Source organism: Pannonibacter phragmitetus (genome assembly GCF_050510895.1).
Lineage (GTDB): Bacteria > Pseudomonadota > Alphaproteobacteria > Rhizobiales > Stappiaceae > Pannonibacter > Pannonibacter phragmitetus_B.
Window position 1 is genome coordinate 2,194,220 of record NZ_JBNINT010000001.1, and the last position, 25,401, is coordinate 2,219,620.

Consider the following 25,401-nt stretch of genomic DNA (forward strand, 5'->3'; position numbering starts at 1 on the left):
GCCCGCCACGCAAGGCAGCGGGAAACTCGTCAATTCAGCTCAGCGGCGGGAGCCCTGCCCGGCGGCAGGCGGCAATCAGCGTGTTGTGCATCAGCGTCATGATGGTCATCGGCCCCACCCCGCCCGGTACAGGCGTGATGGCTCGTGCGCGCAGACTGGCGCCAGCGAAATCGACGTCACCCACCAGGTGGTTCTTGCCATTGCGCGGCACACGGCTGGTGCCCACATCGATCACGGTCGCACCTGGCTTGATCCATTCGCCGCGGATCATCCCGGCTGACCCGACAGCCGCCACCACGATATCTGCCCGGCCAACCTTGCCAGCGAGGTCAACCGTCCGCGAATGGGCCAGCGTGACAGTGCAGTTGGCGGCAAGCAGCAGCTGGGCCATCGGCTTGCCGACCAGAATGGACCGGCCAACGACAATTGCGTCCAGCCCGGCAAGCTCCCCGAGGCTCTCCTTCAAGAGCATCAGGCAGCCAAGTGGCGTACAGGACACCAAACCCGGCAAACCCGAAGCAAGATAGCCTGCATTCACGGGGTGCAGGCCGTCCACGTCCTTCGCCGGATCAATCGCCTCGATAACCGCAAGGCTGTCGAGCCCCTGCGGCAGGGGCAGCTGCACGAGAATGCCGTCAACGGCATCATCCGCATTCAGCTGGGCGACGAGTGCCAGAAGATCCGCCTGCGGGACGGTTTCAGGCAGCACATGCTCAAAGCTCTCCATTCCCAGCTTGCGCGCCATGCGCCCTTTGCTGCGGACATAGACTTCGCTGGCAGGATCGTTGCCGACAAGCACAACGGCAAGGCCGGGCCTTCGGCCAGTATGCCGGGCAAAATCCTGCACCTGCTGCGCGATGCGGGCACCGAGCGCATCGGCGTGAGCCCGGCCGTCGATGATCGCAGCTCTCCCCGGCGGGCTTCCGGCAGCAGTCATGGTGCTCACAGGGCGCGCTCCAGCTCGGGCAGGACGTCGAAGATGTCGCCGACGATGCCGTAGTCTGCGACCTGGAAGATCGGCGCTTCGGCATCGGTATTGATAGCGACGATGATACGGCTGTCCTTCATGCCCGCCAAATGCTGGATGGCGCCGGAAATGCCGCAGGCAATGTAGAGATCCGGAGCGACGACCTTGCCCGTCTGCCCGACCTGATAGTCGTTTGCGGCATAGCCGGCGTCCACCGCAGCGCGGCTGGCCCCGACGGCGGCACCCAGCTTGTCGGCCAGCGGATTGATCACCTGCTCGAACCGCTCTTTGGAGCCGAGCGCACGGCCGCCCGAGACGACAATCCTCGCCGACGAGAGATCAGGGCGGTCACTGACCGACAGAAGATTCTCGCGGAAGACAGACAGACCCGGCGCCGCAGGGGCCTCAACGGTGACGACGTCGACAGGCGCGCTGCCAGAGGCCGCAGGTGTGAAGCTGGCCGAGCGAATGGTCAGCACACGGACCGGCCCCGGCGCCTGAACGGTTTCAATGGCGTTGCCGGCATAGACCGGGCGCTTGAAAGTATCCGGCGCGAGGATTGCGGTCACTTCGGAGACCTGCATCACGTCCAGAAGCGCAGCGACACGCGGCATCACATTCTTGCCGCTGCTCGTTGCGGGCGCAAGGATGGTGTCATAGCTGCCTGCAAGCGAGAGGATCAGCGCAGCCGTTGGTTCCGCCAGCCGTTCTGACAGCGCGTCGCTTTCTGCCAGAAGGACACGGCGGACGCCCGCAAGACCCGCAGCAGCCTGTGCAGCCGGTGCCGCATTCTGACCCGCAATCAGAATATCAACGTCACCGCCGATCTGCAGCGCGGCGCTCAATGCGCGGGCGCTGTGGCCGGACAAGGAGGCATTGTCGTGGTCGGCAAAGAGAAGAATGGCCATGTCGTTAGCTCCCTGCATCAGATGACGGCGGCTTCGGTTTTCAGCTTGTCCAGAAGCTCGGCAACATTGGCGACCTTCACACCGGCAGGGCGGGTGCCCGGCTCTTCGACGCGCAGGACACGAAGACGCGGGGCGATGTCCACGCCCAGTTCCTCCGCCGTCTGCTGAACAAGCGGCTTCTTCTTGGCCTTCATGATGTTGGGCAGGCTCGCATAGCGCGGCTCATTGAGACGCAGATCCGCGGTCACGACAGCGGGCAGCGTCACTTCGATCTGCTGAAGGCCGCTATCGATCTCACGCGTGACGAGCGCCTTGTCCTGAGACAATTCAACCTTCGAGGCAAAGGTGGCCTGGCTCCAGCCAAGCAGCGCCGACAGCATCTGGCCAGTCTGGTTGCAGTCATCGTCAATAGCCTGCTTGCCCAGAATTACTAACTCCGCCGCCTCTGTCTGGGCCACCTTCTGCAAGATCTTTGCGACACCCAAAGGCTCGACCCGGTCCTCGGCAAAGATCAGGATTGCCCGATCGGCACCCATCGCAAGAGCTGTGCGCAGAACATCCTGCGCCTGCACCGGACCGACAGAGACAGCGATAATCTCGGACGCCTGCCCTGCTTCCTTGATGCGGATGGCCTGTTCGACAGCGATCTCGTCAAACGGGTTCATCGACATCTTCACGTTGGCCAGTTCAACGCCGGTTCCGTCGGGTTTGACGCGGATCTTGACGTTGTAATCAACCACCCGCTTCACAGCGACAAGGATCTTCATGGCGTTTCCCTTCTGTCGACCACCCAAGGAGCGGCATGTCCGGCCGCCGCCCCTGTCACCACTCCTACAGCCCGCCTGCGGCGGGGCTGGAGATGACAGCGGACGCTTCTGCTTATGCCTGACATTGCCGGATGGAAGCGCTGTGCAACAGGACGTTTGCGTCATCGAAGGATTAGAGCTACGACATGAGAGCGCCACTTTGAACCATGGGCCCCATCATGAGCCTTGCCCCTGCCGTACCTCGCGCTTCACCAGCACAGCCAGCCCCCATCCGCTGCGCCGCCAGCAGAGCAACACGCGCCTTTCTGTCGGCTTCATCCTTGCGCGGCGTTTCACGCTTTGCGCCTTTGCCAACTTCGTCGACGTTCTGCGTCTTGCAGCTGACGAGGGTGATCGCAGCCGGCCGATCCTGTGCAACTGGACGGTGCTGTCGGACACGATGGAGCCGGTCACCTCAAGCTGCGGCATCAGTGTTCAACCGAAGGAGCGCCTGGGCGATCCTGCCCGCTTCGATTACATCGTCGTCATTGGCGGACTGATGGAAGACGAAGCCGTGCTTCCCCGGCTATCACCGCTTCCTGCACGAGGCGGCTGCGGCAGGCGTCCCGCTGGCGGGTGTGTGCACCGGGGCCTTTCTTCTGCACCAAGCCGGTCTTCTGAAAGGGTACCGCTGCTGCGTCAGCTGGTTCCACCATGCCGATTTCCTTGAGCAGTTCGAGGGGCTGAACCCGGTCACGGACCAGATTTTCGTGGTGGATCGCGACCGCCTGACCTGCTCCGGCGGCGTCAGCTCGGCTCACCTGGCGGCCTATCTGGTCGACAAGCACGTCGGCAGGGCACAGGCCAGCAAGAGCCTGCACATCATGATCATCGACGAGGCGCTTCAGGCGGACAAGCCGCAGCCTGGCATCACGATGGACTTCAAGACCCGCGATCCAATGGTGCTGCGCGCGCTTCTCATGATGCAGCAGAACATCGAGCAGCCCTTCACCGTGGCCGAAATCGCCAGCCGGATCGGTCACAGCAAACGCCAGCTGGAACGGCATTTTCAAGCAGCCCTCGGCACTTCACCGCAGTCTGCGTTTCTCGACATGCGCCTGTCTCTCGCCCATCACCTGATCGTCACGGGCGAGCGGCCCATTTCGCAGATCGCGCTGGAATGCGGGTTCTGCGACAGTTCGCACCTGAGCCGGATGTTCCGCCGCCGTTATGGTCAGACCCCGCAGGCATTGCGGCAGGCCAGGAGCTGACAAAAAAGGCGCCCGCAACATGTGCGGGCGCCTCCCAGCCTTTGTCTTTCAGTCGATCAGCGCGGCTCGCTCGCCAGGCCTTTCCAGATTGCAACGCACATCAGCAACAGCAGCACGGTGAAGGGCAAGCCCGTCGAAATCACCATGGACTGCAAAGCAGACAGGCCGCTGGCAGAGAGCAGGAGAACGATCGCAACGATCGCCTCGAACACACACCAGAATACGCGCTGCGGAACCGGAGCATCCACCTTGCCGCCTGAGGTGATCGTGTCGATGACCAGTGAGCCCGAGTCCGATGACGTCACGAAGAAGACAATCACCAGCACGATGCCGACGAAGGAGGTAATCTGAGCGAGCGGTAGTGCATCGAGCATCACAAACAGCTGCAGCGGCAGATCGGCGTCACGGGCGGCACTGTAACCGTCACGGACCAGCTGGCTGATTGCTGTGCCGCCGAAGATCGACATCCAGATCACGCAAACCAGCGACGGGATCAGAAGAACGCTGATGATGAATTCACGCACGGTATGGCCACGCGAGACACGGGCAATGAACATGCCGACAAAGGGTGACCAGCTGATCCACCAGGCCCAATAGAACGAGGTCCAGCCCTGCATGAAGTTGACGTCACTACGCCCCACCGGGTTTGACAAGGCAGGCAGGTACTGAAGATAGGCCAGAAGAAATTTGCCCATGTCTGTCATCAGCAGCAGCGTCGGCCCGGCAAACAGAACGAACATCAAAAGCACGAATGCAAGAACCATGTTCAGCTCGGACAGGCGCTTCACACCAGCCTCAAGCCCACGGATGACCGAGTAGAGCGCGATTGCCGTAATTCCGATGATCAGGATGACTTGCGAGGTCTCGTTGACAGGCATGCCAAACAGCTTGTTGAACCCGGCATTGGCCTGAACAGCTCCGAGACCAAGCGAAGTCGCCAGCCCGAACAGGGTCGCGAAGACGGCAAGAATATCAATGATGTGCCCCGGCCACCCCCAGACCCGCTCGCCGAAAATCGGATAGAAGGCAGAACGGATCGTCAGCGGCAAGCCCTTGTTATAGCTGAACAGCGCCAGGCTAAGCCCGACGACTGCATAGATCGCCCAGGGATGAAGTGCCCAGTGGAAGATCGTGGCGGCCATGCCCAGCCGGATTGCTTCCTGCTCGTTCGCCGCAGCCCCAAGAGGAGACCAGTCGGTGCGGACCCCATCGGCACCCGCCTGTATGCCGCCTGCAGACGAACCGAAGTGGCTCAGCGGTTCGCTGACACCATAGAACATCAGACCGATGCCCATGCCGGCAGCAAAAAGCATCGAGAACCAGCTCACGTAGCCAAAATCCGGCACGGCACCAGCGCCGCCAAGCCGGACCTTACCGTATGGGCTGACCACAAGAATGAGGCAAAGGATGACAAACACATCGGCCGCGCCGATGAAAAACCAGTCAAATCCCTTTGTCGCACCGGAAAACAGGGCGGAGAAAAGCTCTCCTGCAAGCGTTGGCAGCGCGAGGGTGAAAACGACAAAGGCGATGACGCAAAGAGCGGAAATGAGAAAGACGGGGTTGTGAACGCTATAACCCAAGGGTCCCAAACGCCCGTTTATATTGTCCTGCCCCGCCTCATAGCTGGTCTTTATTTCGTTTGTGGGCGGCTTCAAACCGCGCTGTTCCCCGGCTTTAGCGCCGTTTTCTGTCACATTGGTCAAGCTTTCGTCCTCCTGAAGTGGGCCAGAGCCTGCCTGAAGGGGAACCTCGCCGACGAACGCCGTCTTGTTTTCGAGCATGAAGTAAAGCGTACCCTTCAGCCGGGTCGCAAAGCGCCCGTCCGTGCAGGAAGGAGAGAGTCCTTCGGCTTTCATTTCCATGCAATTTGCGGCTGGCTCGAACGAAGCACGAGACAAGCAACTGGTACCGCCATCGTTATGTGTCGAAGCGCCGCGCCGCCGCAGAATGGGAACGACATTCCACCAGTAGCAATGCGTCCGCCCGAACACGCACCGGAACGTGTCCAGCCCTGCCAGCCTTTCAAGAAACGCAGGCCGCTGCGGCCTGGCGCAAAGCTGCTGGTCCTGCGTCGCAAATCTTCACGCCCGGAACAACCGCAGCCGCTACGGCTAACAAATAGGCCGGCGCCCGCTTTGTGACCTCCCCGGCCAATGCCCCTCTTCAGCGACCGCGAAAAGGAAATTGCCGATGTCCCAGCTTATCCTGACATTATCCTGCCCCGTACGGATCGGGGTTGTCGCGACGATCTCGTCCTTCCTGGCGAACGCGGGTTGCAACATCTATGACAGTTCGCAGTTTACCGACGTGCAGAACAATCGCTTCTTCATGCGCCTCAGCTTCATCTCCGAGAAGGGCCGCACGCGCGAGGAGCTGGACACGGCATTCCGAGCGGAGATAGCTGGATCGGACATCGTTCATTCCTTCCACGATCTCAGTGAGAAGATGAAAGTCGTCATCATGGTCAGCCGTTTCGGGCACTGCCTGAACGACCTGCTCTACCGCTGGCGGATCGGGGCATTGCCGATCGACATCGTGGCCGTCATCTCGAACCATATGGATTATCAGAAAGTGGTGGTGAACCACGATATTCCGTTTCACTGCATCAAGGTGACCAAGGAAAACAAGGCTCAGGCCGAAGCCGAGCAGATGAAGATCGTCCGTGATACCGGTGCCGAGCTGGTGGTTCTCGCCCGTTACATGCAGGTGTTGTCAGACGAAATGTGCACCAAGATGTCCGGCCGGATCATCAACATCCATCACAGCTTCCTGCCCAGCTTCAAGGGCGCAAATCCCTACAAGCAGGCCTTCGACCGTGGCGTGAAACTGATCGGCGCGACCAGCCACTACGTGACTGCCGATCTGGATGAAGGCCCGATCATCGAGCAGGACACGGTGCGCGTGACCCATGCGCAAAGCGCCAACGACTATGTGAGCCTCGGGCGTGACGTCGAGAGCCAGGTTCTCGCCCGCGCGATCCACGCGCATATCCACCATCGCGTCTTCATCAGCGGAGACAAGACCGTGGTGTTCCCTGCAAGCCCGAACGAATATGTATCGGAGCGCATGGGCTAATCACCCAGCCATCTATCTTGTCACTGCCAAAATGAAAAACGCCCTGCAGTTCCTTATGAGGAGCTGCAGGGCGCATTGTTTTAAGAGCCTGTCAGTCGGCCAGCGGCACTTTCGGGACGCTGGACTTCTTCGGGCTGGCCTTGGGCGCGGGCTTTGCCGCAGGCTCGGCGGCCTTGGCGGCGGGAGCCTTGCGCTTCTTCTTGGCCGGCAGCGTCTCGGGCTCTGGGGCGGGGGCAGCCTTGCGCTTTTCTTCAACGGTTTCGAGCAGCAGCCCTGCCCCGTCCTCGCTGACGGTGACCTTGACCGTGCCGCCCTTCTGCAGCTTACCGAACAGCACCTCGTCGGCCAGTGGCCGCTTGATGTGCTCCTGGATGACACGGCCCAGCGGGCGGGCGCCCATCTGGCTGTCGTACCCCTTGTCCGCCAGCCAGGCGATGGCTTCCGGCGTCAGTTCGAAGGTCACACCGCGGTCAGCAAGCTGTGCCTCCAGCTGCATGACGAACTTCTCCACCACCTGATAGATCACCTGAACCGGCAGATTGCCGAAGGGGATGACCGCATCGAGACGGTTGCGGAATTCCGGCGTGAACAGCTTGTTGATCGCCTCCTGATCATCCCCTTCCCGCTTCAGCTTGTTGAAGCCGATCGGGGCCTTCGCCATGTCGGATGCGCCGGCATTGGTGGTCATGATCAGGATGACATTGCGGAAATCGACCTGCTTGCCGTTGTGATCGGTCAGCTTGCCGTGGTCCATCACCTGCAGCAGGATGTTGAAGAGGTCCGGATGGGCCTTCTCGATCTCATCCAGCAGCAGCACGCAATGGGGATGCTGATCGATGCCGTCGGTCAGCAAGCCACCCTGATCAAAGCCAACGTAGCCTGGAGGCGCGCCGATGAGACGGCTGACCGTGTGGCGCTCCATGTATTCGGACATGTCGAAACGCAGCAGCTCCACGCCAAGCGAGGCCGCAAGCTGGCGGGCGACTTCCGTCTTGCCGACGCCCGTGGGGCCGGAGAACAGATAGCTGCCGATCGGCTTGTTGGGTTCGCGCAGGCCCGCCCGAGCCAGCTTGATAGCGCTGGAGAGCGTTTCAATGGCCTTGTCCTGACCATAGACCACACGCTTCAGATCCTCCGTCAGGCTCGACAGCACCGCTGCGTCGCTCTTCGAGACAGACTTGGGCGGGATGCGGGCCATGGTGGCAATCGTCGTCTCGATTTCCTTGACGCCGATGGTCTTGCGGCGGCGGCTTTCCGGCAGCAACATCTGCGAGGCGCCGGTTTCATCCAGCACGTCGATTGCCTTGTCCGGCAGCTTGCGGTCGTTGATGTACTTGGCCGACAGCTCCACCGCGGTCTTGATCGCCTCGTTGGTGTATTTGACCTTGTGGAAGTCCTCGAAATAGGGCTTCAGGCCCTTCAGGATCTCGATGGCATCAGGCACCGACGGCTCGTTCACGTCGATCTTCTGGAAGCGGCGAACGAGGGCCCGGTCCTTCTCGAAGAACTGGCGGTACTCCTTGTACGTGGTCGAGCCCATGCAGCGGATCGCGCCAGAGGCCAGCGCAGGCTTCAGCAGGTTGGACGCATCCATGGCGCCGCCGGAGGTGGCGCCTGCACCGATCACCGTATGGATCTCGTCGATGAAGAGCACCGCGCCGGGATATTCCTCAATCTCCTTCACCACCTGCTTCAGGCGCTCCTCGAAGTCGCCGCGATAGCGGGTACCGGCCAGCAGCGCGCCCATGTCGAGCGAGAAGATGGTGGCATCCTGCAGCACTTCGGGCACGTCCTTGTTGACGATGCGCCGCGCCAGCCCTTCGGCAATGGCGGTCTTGCCCACACCCGGGTCACCGACGAAGAGCGGATTGTTCTTCGAGCGGCGGCAGAGGATCTGGATCGTGCGGGTCACTTCGGCGTTACGGCCGATCAGCGGATCGACCTTTCCGGCCTTGGACTTTTCATTGAGATTGACGCAATAGGCCTCGAGCGCGTCGTTCTTCTTCTTCGGCTTGGATTCAGCTTCTTCCGGCATGGCAGCTTCATCCTCCACGCCCTGGACCGGACGCGGCTCAGACAGCCCCGGCCGCTTGGCAATTCCGTGAGAGATGTAATTGACCGCATCATAGCGCGTCATGTCCTGCTCCTGCAGGAAATAGGCGGCATGGCTCTCGCGCTCGGCGAAAATCGCAACAAGCACGTTGGCACCGGTCACCTCTTCCCGTCCCGAGGACTGGACATGAATGACGGCACGCTGAATGACCCGCTGGAAGCCGGCAGTCGGTTTGGCATCTTCCTCGCCACCAGTGACGAGGTTCTCCAGCTCGGTCTCGATATAATCGACAAGATTGCGGCGCAGAAGATCAAGGTCAACGCTGCAGGCACGCATCACGGCTGCCGCGTCCTGATCATCAACTAGTGCCAGCAGCAGATGCTCAAGCGTCGCGTATTCCTGCTGACGCTCGTTGGCAAAGGCGAGAGCCTGGTGCAGGGCTTTTTCGAGGCTTCGGGAGAATGACGGCACGTGTCTGGTTCCCTTACTTTTTCTCCATCACGCATTGCAGCGGATGTTGATGCTTGCGGGCGAAGTCCATGACCTGGGTCACCTTCGTCTCGGCCACCTCATAGGTGTATATTCCGCACTCCCCGACACCATGGTGGTGTACGTGGAGCATGATCCGTGTCGCTTCCTCCCTGTTCTTCTGGAAGAAGCGCTCGACCACATGAATGACGAACTCCATCGGGGTGTAGTCGTCATTCAGCAACAGCACCCTGTACAGATTGGGCCGTTTTGTGACCGTCTTCGTCTTTGTGACGACGACAGTCCCGGCATCTCCATCCTCATTCCGGCGCGATCCGCTTGCCATTCCCGTGCCCATCTTGTCTTTTCTGCCGCTCAACTCCTTGCGGAGGAGCGGGCTGCCCAACAGGCCGGTTCACGGCATTGTGAGCAGCTGTCATTCAATCCCAATGCAGCTCTCTGCAAACCCTGTTCCAAGGCCTGCCGGACCATGATGTCCATCAGCCTACACCGGCGTATGTTACCACAGTCTCACCGCCACAACGGGCAGGAAGCCCTATGCCCCATACTAAAAGGACTCACGCAAAAGCCCAATAACTGACCTTGATCCTGACGCTGTTACAACGCCCGCGCAATGGCCTGTTTTGCAGATGGCGTCCGGCGCTGCCCTGTCAAGCCCTGCGGCCTGTTTCAGTCTTAACCAATGTAGGGACGGCATCGCATTATGGAAGAGGCAGCCTGCGCCAGGCTGAAGCGTGGCATGCGCGGAAACCACTGCACAAACCGGCATGCGACCGGCGGAACATGCAGGGCACCTGCGCAAGGGACGGGCAAAAGGTGGCTGCGGCCACCACCCATCATGGTATTTTTTGCAATGCAAAAGGCCCAACTGCGGGGCAGTCAGGCCTTTTCATTTTCAGAAGCACGACACCTCAAGGCGCCGGAAAGATCACTTTCCGAACTTCGAGAGCATGCCTTCGTAAGGCTTGTACAGATCCTTGGCCATGTCGGTGTACATTTCACCGATCTTGGTCATTTCGCTGACAACGCCTTCGTAGCTCGTCTTGAAAAACTCGCTCTGAGCTTCAAAAGCCTTGTCGAGGGACTTGGCGGACACGATCTTTTCCATCGCGGCAGAGCTGTCCTCGAAGGACTTCTTCTGGAAGTCAGCGATCTCGGCAGCAATCGCCTGCAGGGACTTGGTCACATTGCCAGCAGTCTGCATGGCCTGGTCCATGTTTTCCTTGCCCAGCTTCTGGATGTCTTCAAAGTTGTTCATCATGTCCTGCCCTCGCTCGTGGATCCGCAATGGGAAATCTTGATCGGCGCGTCTCGCGTCGGGTTGCCTAATAATGACGCAATGCACAACGATGTCAACGTTCTTTTTGCACCGCAATATAATGACCACTACGTACGCATACCGTTAGGGTTCACGAGCGATTAAAATTGACACGGCTTTACTCATTTGTAACCGCGTTTCGGGCAAGGTGGCTTCACGGGGAGCGTTGGGACGATTGCTCGCGTCATGCGCAGATGTTGCGTGACGGAGACCGATCCCTTCCGGCTTGGTTAAACCCAGAACGGGAAGTTGAGAGTTCGGTTAGTATGCCTGATTTGCACGCAGCATCCTCTTTCATGAGATTTGCACGACGCGCCATTGGTGCAGTTGCCATTGCACTGAGCCTTTCGGTCAGTCCGGCCGCCGCCCAGCAGAGTTCAAAATATGCTGGGATCGTGGTCGACGTAAAAACCGGAAAGACGCTCTACTCCGCCTCTGCGGACGAGCTGCGCTTTCCTGCGTCGCTGACGAAGATCATGACGCTTTATATTGTGTTCGAGGAACTTGAGGCCGGCCGTCTGCGGATGGACACCCCCTCAAGGTTTCATCTTATGCGGCAGCACGTCCGCCCTCAAAGCTTGGTCTGCGGCCCGGCTCCACGATTGAGGTCAAGGATGCCATCCTGGCGCTGGTGACCAAGTCGGCCAATGACGTCGCGGCCGTTATCGCTGAGAACATCGGCGGCTCCGAGGCGCGCTTTGCGGATCGCATGACCCGGACTGCCCGCCAGATTGGCATGAGCAAGACCACCTTCAAGAATCCGCATGGCCTGCCGAATGCCGGTCAGCGCACAACGGCACGTGACATGGCGACGCTCGGCCGCGCCATTCAGGACCGTTTCCCTAAGCATTTCGAACTCTTCAAGACCCGTTCGTTCACCTACAAGGGCCGTACGCACGGCAATCACAACCGTCTTCTGGGCGCCGTTCCCGGCGTGAACGGCATCAAGACCGGCTATATCAACGCCTCCGGCTTCAATCTGGTCACGTCTGTCGAACGCGATGGCCGTCAGATCGTCGCTGTCGTCATGGGCGGGACCACCGGCCGTTCGCGCGATGCGCAGATGGTGAAGCTGATCAACGAATATATGCCCAAGGCAAGCCGTGGCCCGCGCAGCGCGCCGCTGCTGGTTCACAATACATCTTCGGCAGTCGTTGCCGACGCCAAGCCGACCGCACCGATCCGGGTCAAGGCTCCGCTGCGCGCACCGGTGCCCAACAGCAAGCCCGAGACCGAACCGGCTGAGCTTCCGTTCGCAGTAGCTTCTGCAGCAGACGTTCCCGCGCCGGTTCCGGCGCCCGCGCCGCAGGCTCCGGTTCAGGCCGCTCAGGTTCAGGCTCCGGTCCCGGTTCCCTCTCCTGCGCCGGCGATGGCCACTGCCCGCGCCGTTGTTCAGGCACAGCAGGAAGTTCAGGTTGCTTCAGCTGACGGAAATGTCGCGCTGCCCTCTCCTGCTCCGGCCATCGTGGTCGAAACGTCCACGATCCGTCCTGGCGCAAACCTGCGCCCGGCGCCGCGCGTAGCTGCTGCCTTTGCCGTGATTGAATCCGCTCCGGTGGAGACAGTTCCGGCACCGGAAACCGTCTCGCACAAGCCTGCGCCCGCCGCTGCCAGCGAAAGCACCACGGTAACGGTTGCCACCAACAACACCGCGGATGCAGCTCCCGGCTGGCAGGTTCAGATCGGCGCTGCCGTATCGGAAACAGCGGCCATCGGCCTGCTGAAGAAGGCCAAGGCAGCAACGGGTTCGGCCCTGCGCAACCGTGATCCTTACACCGAGGAAGTGACAGCCAAAGGCCAGACCATGTACCGCGCACGCTTTGTCGGCTTCAACGACAAGAACCAGGCACAGGCTGCCTGCCAGTCGCTCAAGCGTGCGAAGTTCAATTGCTACACCATCTATCAGTAACTGCGTGGGGTGGGATCAATGTCCTCTGAGAAGCTTGTCTTTAGCCTCGTTGAGTTTCGCAGCCAGGAAGCTCGTCCCGCCGTGGTCGGGATGGAGCCGCTTCATAAGCCGGCGGTGCGCAGCTCGGATTTCCGCTTCGCCGGCGCCGGGCGCAAGCCCCAGGATCTGGTAGGCCTCCTCATCTGTCATGGCGCCCGTGCCCGCCGTGCCGCGATGCCGGTTTGCGGCGTCCGCCTCGAAGTGTACACGCCAGCCGGGCACCCGGCCGTCGAGGTAAGCTTCAAATAATCTTCGGCTGGCGGGATCTGCCGCCAGCTCTGCCCACAGGTCCCTGAGCTCGCCAGACTGAAGCGAGTTCAGGGGGCGGCCCGCGAAACGCCCGGCCTTCACCGCTCCCCGCACCTCCCCGCTCTGCCCGTCCCGCTCCATGAAAAGCCATGGCGTTTCTTGCCGCCCTATGCGCAGGCGCCCCTTCTGCCAGGGCAAGGCCCAGCCGAGCAGAGGCGCGCCCAGGCTGGCGGCAAGGGCAGCCAGACCAATCCTCCCCGTCACCGCAAGAACAACTGCAATAGCAAGCAGGGCTATGCCGCCCAGAGCGCGGGTTCTGCGCGCCAGAAGCTTCGGCGAGGCTGATGTGAAGGATTTTCCGGCCAGCAGGAAAACAGCAAGAAGCAAAAGGCCAAGCAGCAGATACGGCATAAAGGGATCCCGGGTGCATCACTGCCGGACTATCCGGCCCTGCCCCATCCTGCAAGACCCGCAGCAGCCTGCGCAAGTGCAGGGCCGATAGACCCGCCCGCCGCAATGACCTAGAGAAGGCCGAGTTCGGCCAGTTCCCGGCGCATTTCCTCGGGCATGTCTCCACCCGTGCGGGTGCCCTTGATGTCGGCGGGAGCCTCGTTGTCCTTGAGATAACGCCAGCCCTGGAACGGGCGGCGGGGCTGCATCTGTGTCAGAATCAGCCGCGGCTCCAGCACCAGATCGCACCGTTTGACGCCAGCATCGTCCGTGAAGGAGCGGATGCCGGTCAGAATCTGACGCACCTGGATGAAGCCCTTGATCACCCAGTAGAGAGAACCGCCGTCCAGCAGCTCATCCTTCCGGGTCGGAATCATCCGCGTCGTATGGGTCTGCTCAGCAGGCAGCCCTGCTGCACGCAGCTGATCCATGCGGAAATCGATCCACGCCTGAAGGTCCTCGACGCTGTCCGCGCCGACACAGAGCTTTACCAGATGAAGTGCCATGCCTCGTGCCTATCAGAGCCCCCCGTCCCCGGTAAAGAGGCAAAGAAACCAGCACCCGGCAGCAGGGCCGCAAGAGGCTGTCAAAAAGGAGCTTTTGCACAGGCAGGATGAACAGGCTTGCCTTACCCCGGCGAAGCAGCTTCACTGGTCCACATGGATGTGTTCCTTACCGGTGCCACCGGCCTCATCGGCAGCGCGATCCTGCGGCGTCTCCGCCAGGACGGGAGACGTGTTGCGGCGCTTGCGCGTTCCAGCGCCAGCGCTGAAGAAATCGACAGCCTCGGCGCGATTCCCGTGCCGGGCGACCTGGAAGAACCGGAAACGTGGATTCACAGCGCCTTGTCCTGCAAGGGCATCATTCACGCGGCTGGTGGCCCTGCGCCTGCGGAACGGCACTTTGCTGCGGTCATGCGGCAGACATGCCTGCAGGCCGAGGCACCGCCGCGGCTGGTCTATACCGGTGGGATCTGGCTCTTTCCGCCATCAGGTGACGTGGTGCTGAGCGAAAGCACCGCCTTTGAACCTCTGCCCGCTTTCAGCCATTTGGCCGAGATCATCCGGTCCTTGCAGAATGTGCAGCGCATGGGTGTTGCCGTCATTCATCCAGCGCTCGTCTGCGGCCCCGATGCGGGGCCTTTGGCGGAGATGGCAGCGGCAGCCTGCAGCGGAGAACCATTCCGCACGAAAGCAACGGAAGACACGCTCTGGCCGCTTGTGGATGCGGATGATCTGGCGGAGCTCTATCTGCTGGCACTCGATTCAACCCAGTTCCGCCTCAGCCTGTTCGGCGCGGGCATCGGCTCGGCCCGGGTTGGCGAGATTGCCTCACTGGTAGGTGAAGCTTGCGGAGCACCGGTGACGCTTGAGCCGCTGAACGGGACTGCGGATGACCCGCGGCTCGACTGGCAGGCAGGCTATGGCCGTTCCCAGACCGTTTCACCTGCAAGGGCTGTCAAGATGCTGGGCTGGGCCCCAAAGCGCACCAGCCTTGAGAGCCTTGTCGGCATTGCCGCCGGTCCTCTGCCCTCCCCGCTGGCGAAACGGGAGACGCCCGGCCAGACGACGGCATGACGACAGAGCACATTGAAGAACCCTGGTGCACATGAAAAAAGGCGCGGTGTTGAGCCGCGCCTTTTTCCTGGACATCTGGGGCTGTTATCCCGCGATAGCGACCGCCGTCTTGGCAGTTTCTGCATCAGCGAACAGCATGACCAAAGCCAGCATGCCCCCGAGAACGATCACCGTCCACGCGGTGACGCCCCAGCAGGACTTCTGTACGTTTTCGTCCATGAAAACCCTTGTATGTGGGAACACCATAAGGCACTTGCCTCAAATATGGCGTCTTTGCGGCATGATATTTAATGAAGGCCTAACGCCTTCGCAAGCGCAAAATCGTGATAGCTGCTGCGACGGCTATGCGTTCCTGGAAAATTGCATGGTGCGCCATGGACTTGCGCCGCACGCTCATGCATCTGATAGTTCTGGATAATTCAGATCGCTGCCTGATTCTGGTAAGGTTTCGGCAAGTTTCTGGAAACTTTTGGGAAAATTTCATGGCAGCGCTGTCCACACTGGATCTTATCGCCCTTGGCATTTTTCTGGCCACCTGGCTCAGCTTCAACATCCTTGTGGAACTGTCCCCCTTGCGGGAACGCACCTTGTCCAAAATGATGGAGCAGTACCGCTTTGCGTGGATGCGCACGATGGCGCAGCGGCCCGTGCGGATCATGGACACGGCAATCCTTACCGGTCTGCAACAAGGTACCAGTTTCTTCGCCTCGACCGCCCTTCTGGCCATCGGCGGCTCCTTCACCCTGCTCGACGGCACGGAGCGCATCGTCCAGATTGCTGGTGACCTCTCTGTTCCCGTTGAAAGCAACCGGGTGGTCTGGGAGATCAAGGTGATCGGCCTGATGCTGATCTTTGCCTATGCCTTCTTCAAGTTTGGCTGGGCCTACCGGCTTTTCAACTACTCGAGCATCGTCATGGGATCTGTGCCTGATGCGGCGACAGGCGACAAGGACGTGATCGAGACCATCGCCTACAAGGCCGCAAGGCTGAATGCTCTGGCGGGACGGCACTTCAACCGGGGCCAGCGGGCCCTGTTCTTCTCGATTGGCTTTCTGGGGTGGCTGGCAGGCCCGTGGGGCCTGATCATTACCACCTTGTCGGTTGTCGCTGTGCTGCTGCGCCGTCAGTTCGCGTCGAATGCCCGCACGGCTGTCATGGCATCACTGCAGGGGCTGGCGCAGGGCGCCCCGCCCAGCGGCGGCGCAAAAACCGAAACAGGCTCATCGAACCCCTTCACATAATAGGTTCCGACTTTGCCGCCCTGGCAACCCAGCATCCCGGCAACTGCCTCTGAGGCAAGGATCTCGCGATCCAGGGCCTTTGCAAGGCCAGCAATGCGCGAGGCGAGATTGACGGCAGGACCTACGACCGTGAAATCCAGCCGCGTCTCGCTGCCCACATTGCCGAAGAACACATCACCGGCATGCAGCGCGATGCCCACCTTGATTTCCGGACTTTCCGCACAGCAGTTGAGGTTCACTTCGGCAATGCGCATAACAGCTTCCTGTGCCGCGAACACAGCACGCAGCGAAGCCTGCCGCGCCTCATCCGCTGACTCATAGGGGAAGATTGCCATCACCTCGTCGCCGATGAACTTCAGCACCTCCCCCTGCGCCTCAACAGCCGAAGCCATCGCGCCAAAATAGGTGTTGAGCAGCTCGATCAGCTTTTCACCCGGCAGCCGGTTGGAAAGGGTTGTGAAGCCGCGCAGATCTGCAAAGCTGATCACGGCTGAGATCAATTCGCCGCCACCGCGCTTGATACTTCCCTGCAGCACCCGTGAACCGGCGCGCGGCCCGACATAGGTATCGAGCAGCGTTGCCGCCAGTGCGCCGCAAGGTGTTCAGTTCACAGATCAGCCCCAGTGGCCGGGCGATGGATTCAAACACGGCAAGATGGGCAGGCGTAAAGCCAGCTTCCGAACGGGTTGCCAGCGTCAGCGCTTTTGTGGTGCCATCGGAGAAGGGCATCGGCATGGCGATGTAGTCCTTGAAGCCCCCATCCCTCAGCTCGGGCAGAATTCCATACTCGCCCTCTTCCGCTTCTGGCGTCACATGAATACGGACGGGGCGGCCCTCCATGTAGACAACCTTGAGCGGGCTGCGGTCATAGGACGCCTGCAGATCGGGCGCTTCCACGTAGCGGCGCAGTTCCGTGTGCCCGTCACTGGTCCACAGGGCGCTTTCCGCACGCACATTTGGATGAAGCACTGCAATGCCGGTGCTGATCCTGTCGACCGGAATGCGCGCATCGCGCAGGCGCTCTCCAAGGTGGCGGACCAGCTCCTGGCTGTCCTGCACCTCGACCGCTTCGCCATAAAGCCACTGAATGATGTCGGCCGCAGCAAGCGGCGCCTCGAAAGACATCGGAGTCTCCGTATCCGGCTATCAAGTCTTCAAGATAGGGGCCGGAGGCTCCTTGGGAAGATGGCTTGCGCTTCACCAGTGCGTTCACACAGGGGCTACTGATCGTCAGGCGACGGGAACAGCGACGAACTGCGCCCGCTCATCCAGTAAACGGCGAGGCCAACCCATTCCTTGACTGCAATATCCACCCGCAGAAATCCCTCGGAAGAGGAACCGAACGGGCGCCACATATCCTGCGGACCTCGGGTGCGCCAGTCCACAGGGTAGGCGATAACACCTTCCCAGCCCGCCTGCCGGAACACACCCATGGCACGCGGCATGTGATAGGCAGACGTCACCAGAAGGAATTTTTCACCCGGCTGCGGGGACAGCAGGGCACGTGTCTCCACCGCGTTCTGCCAGGTGTTGCGCGAGCGGTCTTCCATCACGATCCGCTCCGGATCGATGCCGAAGCCTTCAAACACGCGCTCCGCCGCGACCGCCTCAGTGGTGGCACTGGCAAAGAGCAGCCCCTCCCCGCCTGAATGCACGACCTTCGCCTGCGGATAGCGCCGCGCCAGCTCCGGCACCACCGTGAGGCGCTCGGCTGCCATGGTGATCCCCGGATAGGGCCGCGAGCTTGCAATCGTCGTGTCAAGCGCACCGCCCAAAACGATGATGGCACTTACCTCGTCAGGAAGTGTAACAGGGGCGGGAAACCTGTCTTCAAGCGGAATGGTGATCATGTTGCCGAAGGGCGAGAGACCAACCAGGGCATAGAGGAAAACGCCGGCCCCGGTGAGAAAAAGCCCGGTCTTGCGCAGACGGGAGGCAAGCAGACAGAAAAAACCGGCGCCGAGTACGAGCAGGATGAAATTCGACGGACGCATGAAGAAGAAGGCAATCTTGGAAAGATAGAAAAATACGTTCTCAGCCAGTTCCATGTCCGCGTCCGCCTCGCTCCTGTTGACCGCCCCGCGCCGCTTGTAGCGCATCGCACCGGCCGCTGCATGGCAAAAACCTAAGGCAAAGGGGTGATCCCCTGCCCGGTGCACTTCAGCCTGTCATTTCTGACAATTTTGAAGGATTGCTGCAAGCCGTGACCCAGATCACACGCCTGTAAAGCCACCTGACGCACCTTCAAACCCGGCTGGACACTGGGCATTTCAGCAAGGGGCAGAGATATGACACTTTACATTGAACTGGGCGGACGTTCCGTCATCGAACGTGCAGTGCGGCAGGTCCTACGTGTGCGTCTGCAAAACACCTCACGGCCATCAGACGTCCTGTTGCCACATGAGGCCGAGTTGCTTCGCGAGGATCTGACGGAGTTCCTGATCTTCCTGTTTGGCGGGGCGCCGTTTTATGAAGGGCCAGCCATTCACCATGCCTTCTCGCATATCTGCAACTCGCATTCGGCCTTTGACGAAGTGCGGGACATGTTCATAGAGGAGCTGACGCTGCGCCCGCAAACGGCCGGATTACGGCCGCAGATCTATGCTGCGCTGGAGCAGATCCGTCATCATGCGGTTCGCCAGCCGCATCCCGCGCAGATGCAGGAACGGCCTCAGTTACAGGCGCGATCTTTCTGATCAACCTTCCAAATGCAAAAAGCCGCCGGCAGAACCGGCGGCTTTCGCTTATCGGTGGAGGCCCACCTGATTACTTCACTTCCTCAGCGCTGCTGACGACTTTGCCGACGAGGCCATAGGCGATGCCCTCTTCCGGGCTCATCCAGTAGTCACGGTCGGTGTCCTTCTCGATGCGCTCGATCGGCTGGCCGGTGGCATCGGCAAAGATCTGGTTCAGGCGGTCGCGCATCTTGATGATTTCGCGGGCCTGGATTTCGATATCGGTCGCCATACCGCCTGCACCACCGGACGGTTGATGCAGCAAGAAGCGGGTGTTCTTCGTGCAGTAGCGGCGCTCTTTCGGCACCGATACGTAGATCAGCGCGCCAGCGCTCGCCACCCAGCCCATGCCGAGGATACGCACTTCCGGACGGATGAAGCGGATGGTGTCATGGATCATATCGCCGGACTCGACGTGGCCGCCCGGAGAAGACACGATCACGGTGATCGGATCACCAGAAACCTGAGCCAGAGCCAGCAGGCGGGCGCAGACGTCACGGGCCAGTTCCTGAGTGATCGGGCCAGTGATGAGGACGGTGCGCGCATCGAACAGATGCTTGTCGACCTGAACCGACTGCGGCGTCTTGGTCTTCTCGTCCTCGTCATCGTCGAGGCGGGCCGGCACCGGATTCATATAATTGCTCATGCGCAGGATAGCTCCATTGTCACGGTGCGCCGGCAGGGCCGGCACGGGTTCACATAGGCCCATACTTAAGCGAAGCGTTGCCGCCCCGCAATGAAGACACGCATTTAGACACACAAGGGTTATCAACTGGGCAACAACAGCTGACAGTTTCAGGAAAGAGCCGCCAGCAGACCGTTCCCCACATTGGGAGCAGCAGCAGGGGCTGACTGGTCACCCCCAGGTTCGGCGCTGCATCAGGGCTCTGCGGCGCATCCACTTCGACGCAATCGCGCCCCCTTCGCTTGGCCGCATAGAGAGCCCAATCCGCCCGCAGGAACAATTCATCAAAGCCTGTATTCGTCTGCATGGCGCAAACACCAGCAGAGACGGTCACCCTGAGATCCTGTGCCCCGCCCAGCATGGCCATGACGCGTGTCTGAAGCCGCAATCCCTCGGCCAGATCTGCCGCTTTTGTCACTGCATCCCCGGTCAGAAGACATGCGAATTCCTCGCCGCCGATGCGCCCCGTCAAGCCATGGGGGCCAAGCCTGTCGCGCATCAGCTGACTGAAGGCCTGCAGCACGGTATCCCCGGCAGCATGTCCGAAGCGGTCATTGATCGTTTTGAAATGATCAAGATCGAACAGGATCATACACACCGGCTTTCCGGCAAGCTGTGCCTCTTCAATGGCGCGCACTGAGCTCTGGCGAAAGGTGCCCTTGTTCATCAGGCCCGTCAGAGAATCTTCTTCCGCCTCACGCCGCAAGGTCGTGAGCCTGTTCTCCCGGAACAGCACACAACCGCTCAAAATGGCGACGGACGTCAGAACGATGGCTGCGATGAACTGAGAGACACTGCCATTTTCACTGATACTGGTGAAATAGTCAGCTGTTTCCGGAGAGCTGATAATCAACACCATCCGCCAGCCATGCATCAGGGTACCACCCAGAAACAAGGCCGTAAAAAGCAGTTGAACCGGCCGGGCCAACAGGTGCGCGCGGTAAAATTCTAATGCTGTTGCTGCGGAATAGAGAAGCATGATCGTGGACAGACTGATCAGACGCAGGCTGCTGCTCTCCAGAAAACCCGGGATAATGGTGAGGCAGTTCCAGATCGCAACAGGGACAAGAACAGCCAGCAGAGAGGTGCCTCGTCCCGAGAAGCGGCGCGTGGCGGCGTAGCCGATGCCTGCCGCCAGATAAAGGAAGGAGTGTCCGAAGTGAAGCACCCAAGGCTGCTGAACCACTTCCCGGATTGCCAGAAGTCCATATGCCGGGACACGGACAAGCAGGCTTACCGACCAGAGTAGAATACCGGATCGTTCCCGCTCCATAAGCCAGAGCCGGAACAGCTGAATGCCCCCAACCAGAAACAGGCTGGCCAACACCGCCAGCATTGAAGGGGTATCAATAGTCAATCCGGGCACCTTGCTGCGCTTTGCGCAAGTACGTTAGGCCCTCAGGATTTATCGCAAAGTTAAATATTCTCAGGCGCTTCGGCTTTATTCATCTCACCAGAAACCAGAAAATGCAGTGCGCCGCCTCACAGCAACCTGAGGCGGCATCACTCCATCTGTTGAGCAGCAGGCTCAGGCCGTCTTGTTGAAAATCTCGCGGCCAATCAGCATGCGGCGGATTTCGCTGGTTCCTGCCCCGATCTCGTAGAGCTTGGCGTCGCGCAGCAACCGGCCTGTGGGATAATCATTGATATAGCCATTGCCACCCAGAAGCTGAATTGCATCCAAAGCCACCTTGGTTGCGTTTTCGGCGGCATAGAGAATCGCTCCGGCTGCGTCTTCCCGCGTGGTCTCGCCCCGGTCACAGGCCTGTGCCACGGCATAGACATAGGCCTTGGTGGCATTCATGGTCACATACATGTCCGCCACCTTGCCCTGCACGAGCTGGAATGTGCCGATGGGTGCGCCGAACTGCTGGCGCTCGTGGACGTAAGGGATGGCCACATCCATCGCCGCCTGCATCAGGCCGATGCAGCCTGCGGCCAGGACAGCGCGCTCATAATCGAGGCCAGACATGAGCACGTTGACGCCCTTGCCCACTTCGGCCAGCACATTTTCCTCCGGCACTTCACAATTCTCGAAAACGAGTTCCCCGGTCTCCGAGCCGCGCATGCCCAGCTTGTCCAGCTTCTGCGCCACCGAGAAGCCCTTGAAGCCCTTCTCGATGAGGAACGCCGTGATGCCGCGCGAACCAGCGGCCGGATCTGTCTTCGCATAGACGATCAGCGTGTCCGCGCAGGGGCCGTTGGTGATCCACATCTTGGTGCCGTTCAGCACATAGCGGTCACCCTTCTTGTCCGCACGCAGTTTCATCGACACCACATCCGAACCAGCACCCGGCTCGGACATAGCCAGCGCACCCACATGCTCACCACTGATCAGCTTGCCGAGGTAGCGTTTCTTCTGGTCTTCGTTGCCCCAGCGGCGAAGCTGGTTCACGCAGAGATTGGAATGGGCGCCGTAGGAAAGGCCGATGGAGCCGGAGGCACGGCTCACCTCTTCCATGGCGATGCAGTGCTCCAGATAGCCGAGCCCTGCCCCGCCCCACTCCTCTTCCACCGTGATGCCATGCAGGCCGAGATCCCCCATCTCGGGCCATAGTTCACGCGGGAACCAGTCGTCCCGGTCAATCCGGGCCGCGAGCGGCGCGATGCGGTCCTGCGCATAGGAGCGCACGCTGTCGCGCAGCATGTCGGCGGTTTCGCCGAGGTTGAAATTGAATGACGGAAAGTCGTTGCGGATCATGGGCTTTTCCTCCAGTCGCCCGGCCCTCCCGGCCGTTCAGCGGGTGTATTTGATGAAAGGTGTGGCCTTGCCAATGCGGTCATAGAGCTGGCGCGCAGTTGCGTTGAATTCCTGCGTCAGCCAATAGACGTAGGGCGCCCCATACGCGTCGGCTGCGGCATACACCGCCTCGATCAGCGCCCGGCCCACGCCCTGACCGCGCACGGACGGGTCGGCATAAAGATCCTGCAGATAGCAGTAGGGTCCGTCGGTCCAGCAGGAGCGGTGGTAGATGTAGTGCACGATACCAACGAGCCGTCCGGTTGCATCCACGGCGCAAAGGCCATGCGGGTCCTCGTCCGGTGTCATCAGCCGCGACCAGGTGAGGTCATATTGCTGCTGCGGCTTTTCGGTTTCGTAGAAGGCGAGATAAGCCTTCCAGAGCTCCGCCCATTCGGCACGGTCCTCAGGTTGAAGCGGGCGGATAGTGATTGCAGATTGCGTCATTGTTCCTCACTTGCCTGGCTGATGCCTAGTCCTCGACGCCCTCAAGGCAGATCATTGAGAACAACCCGGTTGCCACGTGAATTTCCCCATCTCCGGTCACGCCATAGACATCGGAGCGGCAGATGGTCAGCGTGCGGCCTGGCTTGATGACGCGCCCCCGCGCCACAAGCTTTTCACCCTTGCCGGGGTTGAGCAGGTTGATCTTGAATTCGGTGCTCAGCACGCCTGTGCCAGCCGGATAAAGCGACAGGGCGGCATAGCCGGCGGCGCTGTCTGCAATAGAGGTGGTGGACCCTGCGTGAAAAAAGCCGTGCTGCTGTGTCAGTTCCGCCCGGTGCGGCATCTCGATATCCACCTCGCCGGGGGCAAGATGGCTGAGACTTGCGCCCAGATGGCCCATGAAAGGCTGGCGGGCAAAACTCCTGCGGACCCTCTCCTCCCAAAGTGGATCGCGCGGCTCGAATGCTGTCATGGTTTCCTCCTCCCCGTTGACGATCCTCAGTCCGTCTTCTGCGGAATGCCCAATTCATCCAACCGCGCCAGACAACCGCGCTCAACCTCGGCAAGTTCGGCCAGCGTCAGTTCGATGTCATTGCGCTTTTCCTCAAGCTCGGCACGCCGTTCGGCAATCTTGCGCATGAGCAGCTGCAGCTGCCCGGCCTCCCCGGTGCCTTGCCATACATGCCGATGATTTCGCTGATCTCGGTCAGCGAGAAGCCAAGTCGCTTGCCGCGCAGGATCAGCTTCAGCCGCGTCCGGTCCGCAGGCTTGTAGAGCCGCTGACGGCCGCGCCGCTGCGGCGTGATCAACCCTTGCGTCTCATAGAAGCGCAAGGTGCGGGTGGTGATCCCGAACTCCTGTGTCAGCTGGGTGATCGTATAGAGCCGCGGTTCCATGAAGCCTCCATCATGGACAGAGATTCATGGACGTTTACGTCAAAGTCAATAAGTTTGTTTAATATGTTTATTTTCAATATCTTATGAAAATTTAGAACGGCAACTGGAACCAAAGTGCAGCAATGCCGAGGAAAGCGAAGAAGCCGATCACATCCGTCACCATGGTGACAAACACACTCGACGCAATGGCAGGATCCGCTTTCAGCCGGTCCAGCGTTACGGGGATCAGCAGACCGCCGAGACTGGCACAGACCAGATTGACCATAATCGCCGAGGCAATGACAATGCCGAGACCCGGCATTTCAAACCAGACTGCCGCCGTCACCCCCACAAGCACAGCCAGTGCCGTGCCATTGATGAAGCTGACCATCACCTCGCGGCGCAGAACCCGCCAGATGTTGCGGGTATCCAGTTCCTGCGTCGCCAGCGCACGCACGGAAACCGTCATCGTCTGTGTTGCTGCATTGCCGCCCATGGAAGCAACGATGGGCATCAGCACGGCCAGCGCCACCATGGCCTGGATCGTATCTTCAAACAGGGAAATCACGCTTGCCGCCAGAAGCGCTGTGCCCAGATTGACAATCAGCCACACGATGCGCGAGCGGGCGATGGTGATCACCGTATCCGAAATCTCTTCATCGCCCACGCCGCCGAGGGCGCGCATGTCTTCTTCCGCTTCTTCCTGGATCACGTCCACGATGTCGTCGACCGTCAGCACGCCAACAAGCCGGTCGCTGTCATCAACAACAGCCGCAGAAACAAGGTTGTAGCGCTCGAAGAGACGCGCAACCTCTTCCTGATCGTCAGTCGCACGAACCCTCTTGAGCTCGTCCTGCATGATATCGGACACCTTGGCCGCCCGCTGCGTGCGCAGGATCTTGTCCAGCGCAACGGCACCGGCAAGCCGGAAACCCGGATCGACAACATAGATTTCGTAGAAGGTGTCGGGCAGATCCTTGTCTTCGCGCATGTAGTCGATGGTCTGCCCCACCGTCCAGAAGGGCGGCACGGCGATGAAGTCGGACTGCATTCGCCGGCCGGCGCTGTCTTCGGGGTAATCAAGGGCCCGTTCCAGCTGCACACGCTCGTTCAGCGGCAGCTCATCGAGGATCGCAGCCTGATCTTCCGCGTCGAGGTCTTCAAGAATGTAGACCGCATCGTCCGAGTCGAGCTCGCCAAGGCCCTCGGCGATATCGGCAGCCGGCAGTTCCTCCAGCAGGCGGACGCGCACCGCCTCGTCCATTTCCGTAAGCGCAGCATAGTCGAACAGGTCGCCCATGAGGCGCACGAAAACCGGGCGCTCGGCTTCGGGCAGAGCATCAATCAGCTCGCCGACATCCGCTTCGTGCAAATCACCTGCCAGCGCGCGCACGGCCTCGCTATCCTGCGCTGCAACAGCCTCCGCGACAGCCGTAATAAAGGCTTCGTTCAGCCAGCCATCTTCACCATGAACAGGGATCTCTGCCTCATGGAACGGCCCGGCGCTGTTCCCCTCAGGCAGTTTCGCAGGATTTGGCGTGGAGTCAGGGGTAAACTCAGGTCCTGCGTCGTTTTTGCCGGCGTCAGTCATGGCTCCCTCCTGTCATGCGCACACATCGGGCCG

The 25,401-nt window shown here is 60.5% G+C and carries 24 protein-coding genes and 3 pseudogenes; 7 read left to right on the forward strand and 20 right to left on the reverse strand.

Going from position 1 to position 25,401, the window contains the following annotated elements; genetic code table 11:
• Positions 1–34: 34 nt before the first annotated feature.
• The 3 genes from folD to ACQB61_RS10310 are packed head-to-tail and all read right to left on the reverse strand — an operon-like array spanning position 35 to position 2,642.
• On the reverse strand, positions 35–937 hold the full coding sequence (gene folD, locus ACQB61_RS10300; RefSeq protein ID WP_430514343.1) for a bifunctional methylenetetrahydrofolate dehydrogenase/methenyltetrahydrofolate cyclohydrolase FolD: 903 nt from the start codon (positions 935–937) through the stop codon (positions 35–37).
• Between the two features lie 5 nt (positions 938–942).
• Complete coding sequence (locus tag ACQB61_RS10305; protein WP_430512560.1) at positions 943–1,875, reverse strand: electron transfer flavoprotein subunit alpha/FixB family protein; 933 nt, start codon at positions 1,873–1,875, stop codon at positions 943–945.
• Between the two features lie 17 nt (positions 1,876–1,892).
• Positions 1,893–2,642 (reverse strand): electron transfer flavoprotein subunit beta/FixA family protein, encoded by a 750-nt coding sequence (locus tag ACQB61_RS10310; RefSeq protein WP_430512561.1) that lies wholly within the window; start codon positions 2,640–2,642, stop codon positions 1,893–1,895.
• Between the two features lie 274 nt (positions 2,643–2,916).
• Here ACQB61_RS10310 and ACQB61_RS10315 point away from each other — a divergent pair.
• Positions 2,917–3,892 (forward strand): annotated as a pseudogene (locus tag ACQB61_RS10315) (GlxA family transcriptional regulator).
• Positions 3,893–3,948: 56 nt separating this feature from the next.
• On the opposite strand, the gene ACQB61_RS10320 reads toward ACQB61_RS10315, so the two are convergent.
• Entirely contained in the window at positions 3,949–5,757 is a 1,809-nt protein-coding gene (locus tag ACQB61_RS10320; RefSeq protein ID WP_430512562.1) for a BCCT family transporter, read from the reverse strand.
• A 328-nt stretch (positions 5,758–6,085) separates the two neighbouring features.
• Here ACQB61_RS10320 and purU point away from each other — a divergent pair, with 328 nt between their 5' ends.
• Positions 6,086–6,970, forward strand: a complete 885-nt coding sequence (gene purU / locus ACQB61_RS10325; RefSeq protein ID WP_430512563.1) for a formyltetrahydrofolate deformylase — start codon at positions 6,086–6,088, stop codon at positions 6,968–6,970.
• 91 nt (positions 6,971–7,061) lie between these two features.
• On the opposite strand, the gene clpA is transcribed toward purU, so the two are convergent.
• From clpA to ACQB61_RS10340, 3 genes are all read right to left on the reverse strand, one after another.
• The gene (clpA, locus tag ACQB61_RS10330; RefSeq protein ID WP_430512564.1) at positions 7,062–9,494 is read right to left on the reverse strand and encodes an ATP-dependent Clp protease ATP-binding subunit ClpA; all 2,433 of its coding nucleotides are present in this window, start codon (positions 9,492–9,494) and stop codon (positions 7,062–7,064) included.
• A 13-nt stretch (positions 9,495–9,507) separates the two neighbouring features.
• Positions 9,508–9,837: an ATP-dependent Clp protease adapter ClpS gene (gene clpS, locus ACQB61_RS10335; protein ID WP_026355966.1), complete on the reverse strand. Its 330-nt coding sequence runs from the start codon at positions 9,835–9,837 to the stop codon at positions 9,508–9,510.
• Between the two features lie 603 nt (positions 9,838–10,440).
• Positions 10,441–10,773: a phasin family protein gene (locus ACQB61_RS10340; protein WP_430512565.1), complete on the reverse strand. Its 333-nt coding sequence runs from the start codon at positions 10,771–10,773 to the stop codon at positions 10,441–10,443.
• 353 nt (positions 10,774–11,126) lie between these two features.
• On the opposite strand from ACQB61_RS10340, the pseudogene ACQB61_RS10345 reads away from it, so the two are divergent.
• Together ACQB61_RS10345 and ACQB61_RS10350 are read left to right on the forward strand one after the other, a co-directional pair.
• Positions 11,127–11,809, forward strand: a pseudogene (locus tag ACQB61_RS10345) (D-alanyl-D-alanine carboxypeptidase family protein); the annotation flags it as partial.
• Between the two features lie 390 nt (positions 11,810–12,199).
• Complete coding sequence (locus ACQB61_RS10350; RefSeq protein WP_430514344.1) at positions 12,200–12,739, forward strand: SPOR domain-containing protein; 540 nt, start codon at positions 12,200–12,202, stop codon at positions 12,737–12,739.
• A gap of 15 nt (positions 12,740–12,754) precedes the next feature.
• Here the strand turns inward: ACQB61_RS10350 and ACQB61_RS10355 are convergent, their stop codons facing one another.
• Together ACQB61_RS10355 and ACQB61_RS10360 are read right to left on the reverse strand one after the other, a co-directional pair.
• Positions 12,755–13,438 carry a DnaJ domain-containing protein gene (locus ACQB61_RS10355; RefSeq protein ID WP_430512566.1) on the reverse strand — a complete coding sequence of 228 codons (684 nt, stop codon included), beginning with the start codon at positions 13,436–13,438 and terminating at the stop codon, positions 12,755–12,757.
• Positions 13,439–13,548: 110 nt separating this feature from the next.
• Positions 13,549–13,983, reverse strand: coding sequence for a DUF1489 family protein (locus ACQB61_RS10360; RefSeq protein WP_430512567.1), 435 nt, complete (start codon positions 13,981–13,983; stop codon positions 13,549–13,551).
• Between the two features lie 117 nt (positions 13,984–14,100).
• Between ACQB61_RS10360 and ACQB61_RS10365 the strand changes: the two genes are divergently transcribed.
• Positions 14,101–15,054 carry an NAD-dependent epimerase/dehydratase family protein gene (locus ACQB61_RS10365; protein WP_430512568.1) on the forward strand — a complete coding sequence of 318 codons (954 nt, stop codon included), beginning with the start codon at positions 14,101–14,103 and terminating at the stop codon, positions 15,052–15,054.
• Between the two features lie 84 nt (positions 15,055–15,138).
• Here ACQB61_RS10365 and ACQB61_RS10370 read toward each other — a convergent pair whose 3' ends face one another.
• Complete coding sequence (locus ACQB61_RS10370) at positions 15,139–15,273, reverse strand: hypothetical protein (RefSeq protein WP_256387621.1); 135 nt, start codon at positions 15,271–15,273, stop codon at positions 15,139–15,141.
• A gap of 263 nt (positions 15,274–15,536) precedes the next feature.
• Here ACQB61_RS10370 and ACQB61_RS10375 point away from each other — a divergent pair, with 263 nt between their 5' ends.
• Positions 15,537–16,295 carry a DUF599 domain-containing protein gene (locus ACQB61_RS10375; protein WP_430512569.1) on the forward strand — a complete coding sequence of 253 codons (759 nt, stop codon included), beginning with the start codon at positions 15,537–15,539 and terminating at the stop codon, positions 16,293–16,295.
• Here ACQB61_RS10375 and ACQB61_RS10380 read toward each other — a convergent pair.
• The 3 genes from ACQB61_RS10380 to ACQB61_RS10390 all read right to left on the reverse strand — a co-directional run bounded on the left by ACQB61_RS10380 (position 16,178) and on the right by ACQB61_RS10390 (position 18,394).
• The gene (locus ACQB61_RS10380) at positions 16,178–16,783 is read right to left on the reverse strand and encodes an adenylate/guanylate cyclase domain-containing protein (RefSeq protein ID WP_430512570.1); all 606 of its coding nucleotides are present in this window, start codon (positions 16,781–16,783) and stop codon (positions 16,178–16,180) included. The genes ACQB61_RS10375 and ACQB61_RS10380 overlap by 118 nt on opposite strands.
• Complete coding sequence (locus tag ACQB61_RS10385; protein ID WP_430512571.1) at positions 16,725–17,420, reverse strand: GAF domain-containing protein; 696 nt, start codon at positions 17,418–17,420, stop codon at positions 16,725–16,727. The genes ACQB61_RS10380 and ACQB61_RS10385 overlap by 59 nt, the downstream gene beginning before the upstream one ends.
• A 95-nt stretch (positions 17,421–17,515) precedes the next feature.
• Positions 17,516–18,394: a YdcF family protein gene (locus tag ACQB61_RS10390; protein WP_430512572.1), complete on the reverse strand. Its 879-nt coding sequence runs from the start codon at positions 18,392–18,394 to the stop codon at positions 17,516–17,518.
• A 189-nt stretch (positions 18,395–18,583) separates the two neighbouring features.
• Between ACQB61_RS10390 and ACQB61_RS10395 the strand changes: the two genes are divergently transcribed.
• A complete protein-coding gene (locus ACQB61_RS10395; RefSeq protein WP_430512573.1) occupies positions 18,584–18,991 on the forward strand; it encodes a hypothetical protein in 408 nt (135 codons plus the stop codon).
• Between the two features lie 70 nt (positions 18,992–19,061).
• On the opposite strand, the gene ACQB61_RS10400 is transcribed toward ACQB61_RS10395, so the two are convergent.
• The 7 genes and pseudogenes from ACQB61_RS10400 to mgtE all read right to left on the reverse strand — a co-directional run bounded on the left by ACQB61_RS10400 (position 19,062) and on the right by mgtE (position 25,368).
• Positions 19,062–19,676: an ATP-dependent Clp protease proteolytic subunit gene (locus tag ACQB61_RS10400; protein ID WP_430512574.1), complete on the reverse strand. Its 615-nt coding sequence runs from the start codon at positions 19,674–19,676 to the stop codon at positions 19,062–19,064.
• 49 nt (positions 19,677–19,725) lie between these two features.
• Entirely contained in the window at positions 19,726–20,694 is a 969-nt protein-coding gene (locus tag ACQB61_RS10405) for a GGDEF domain-containing protein (RefSeq protein WP_430512575.1), read from the reverse strand.
• Between the two features lie 549 nt (positions 20,695–21,243).
• Positions 21,244–22,416: an isovaleryl-CoA dehydrogenase gene (locus ACQB61_RS10410; RefSeq protein ID WP_430512576.1), complete on the reverse strand. Its 1,173-nt coding sequence runs from the start codon at positions 22,414–22,416 to the stop codon at positions 21,244–21,246.
• Positions 22,417–22,452: 36 nt separating this feature from the next.
• Positions 22,453–22,902, reverse strand: coding sequence for an N-acetyltransferase family protein (locus ACQB61_RS10415; RefSeq protein WP_430512577.1), 450 nt, complete (start codon positions 22,900–22,902; stop codon positions 22,453–22,455).
• 25 nt (positions 22,903–22,927) lie between these two features.
• A complete protein-coding gene (locus tag ACQB61_RS10420; RefSeq protein ID WP_430512578.1) occupies positions 22,928–23,374 on the reverse strand; it encodes a PaaI family thioesterase in 447 nt (148 codons plus the stop codon).
• A gap of 26 nt (positions 23,375–23,400) precedes the next feature.
• Positions 23,401–23,798, reverse strand: a pseudogene (locus tag ACQB61_RS10425) (MerR family transcriptional regulator).
• 91 nt (positions 23,799–23,889) lie between these two features.
• Positions 23,890–25,368 carry a magnesium transporter gene (gene mgtE, locus ACQB61_RS10430; protein ID WP_430512579.1) on the reverse strand — a complete coding sequence of 493 codons (1,479 nt, stop codon included), beginning with the start codon at positions 25,366–25,368 and terminating at the stop codon, positions 23,890–23,892.
• Positions 25,369–25,401 lie beyond the last annotated feature (33 nt).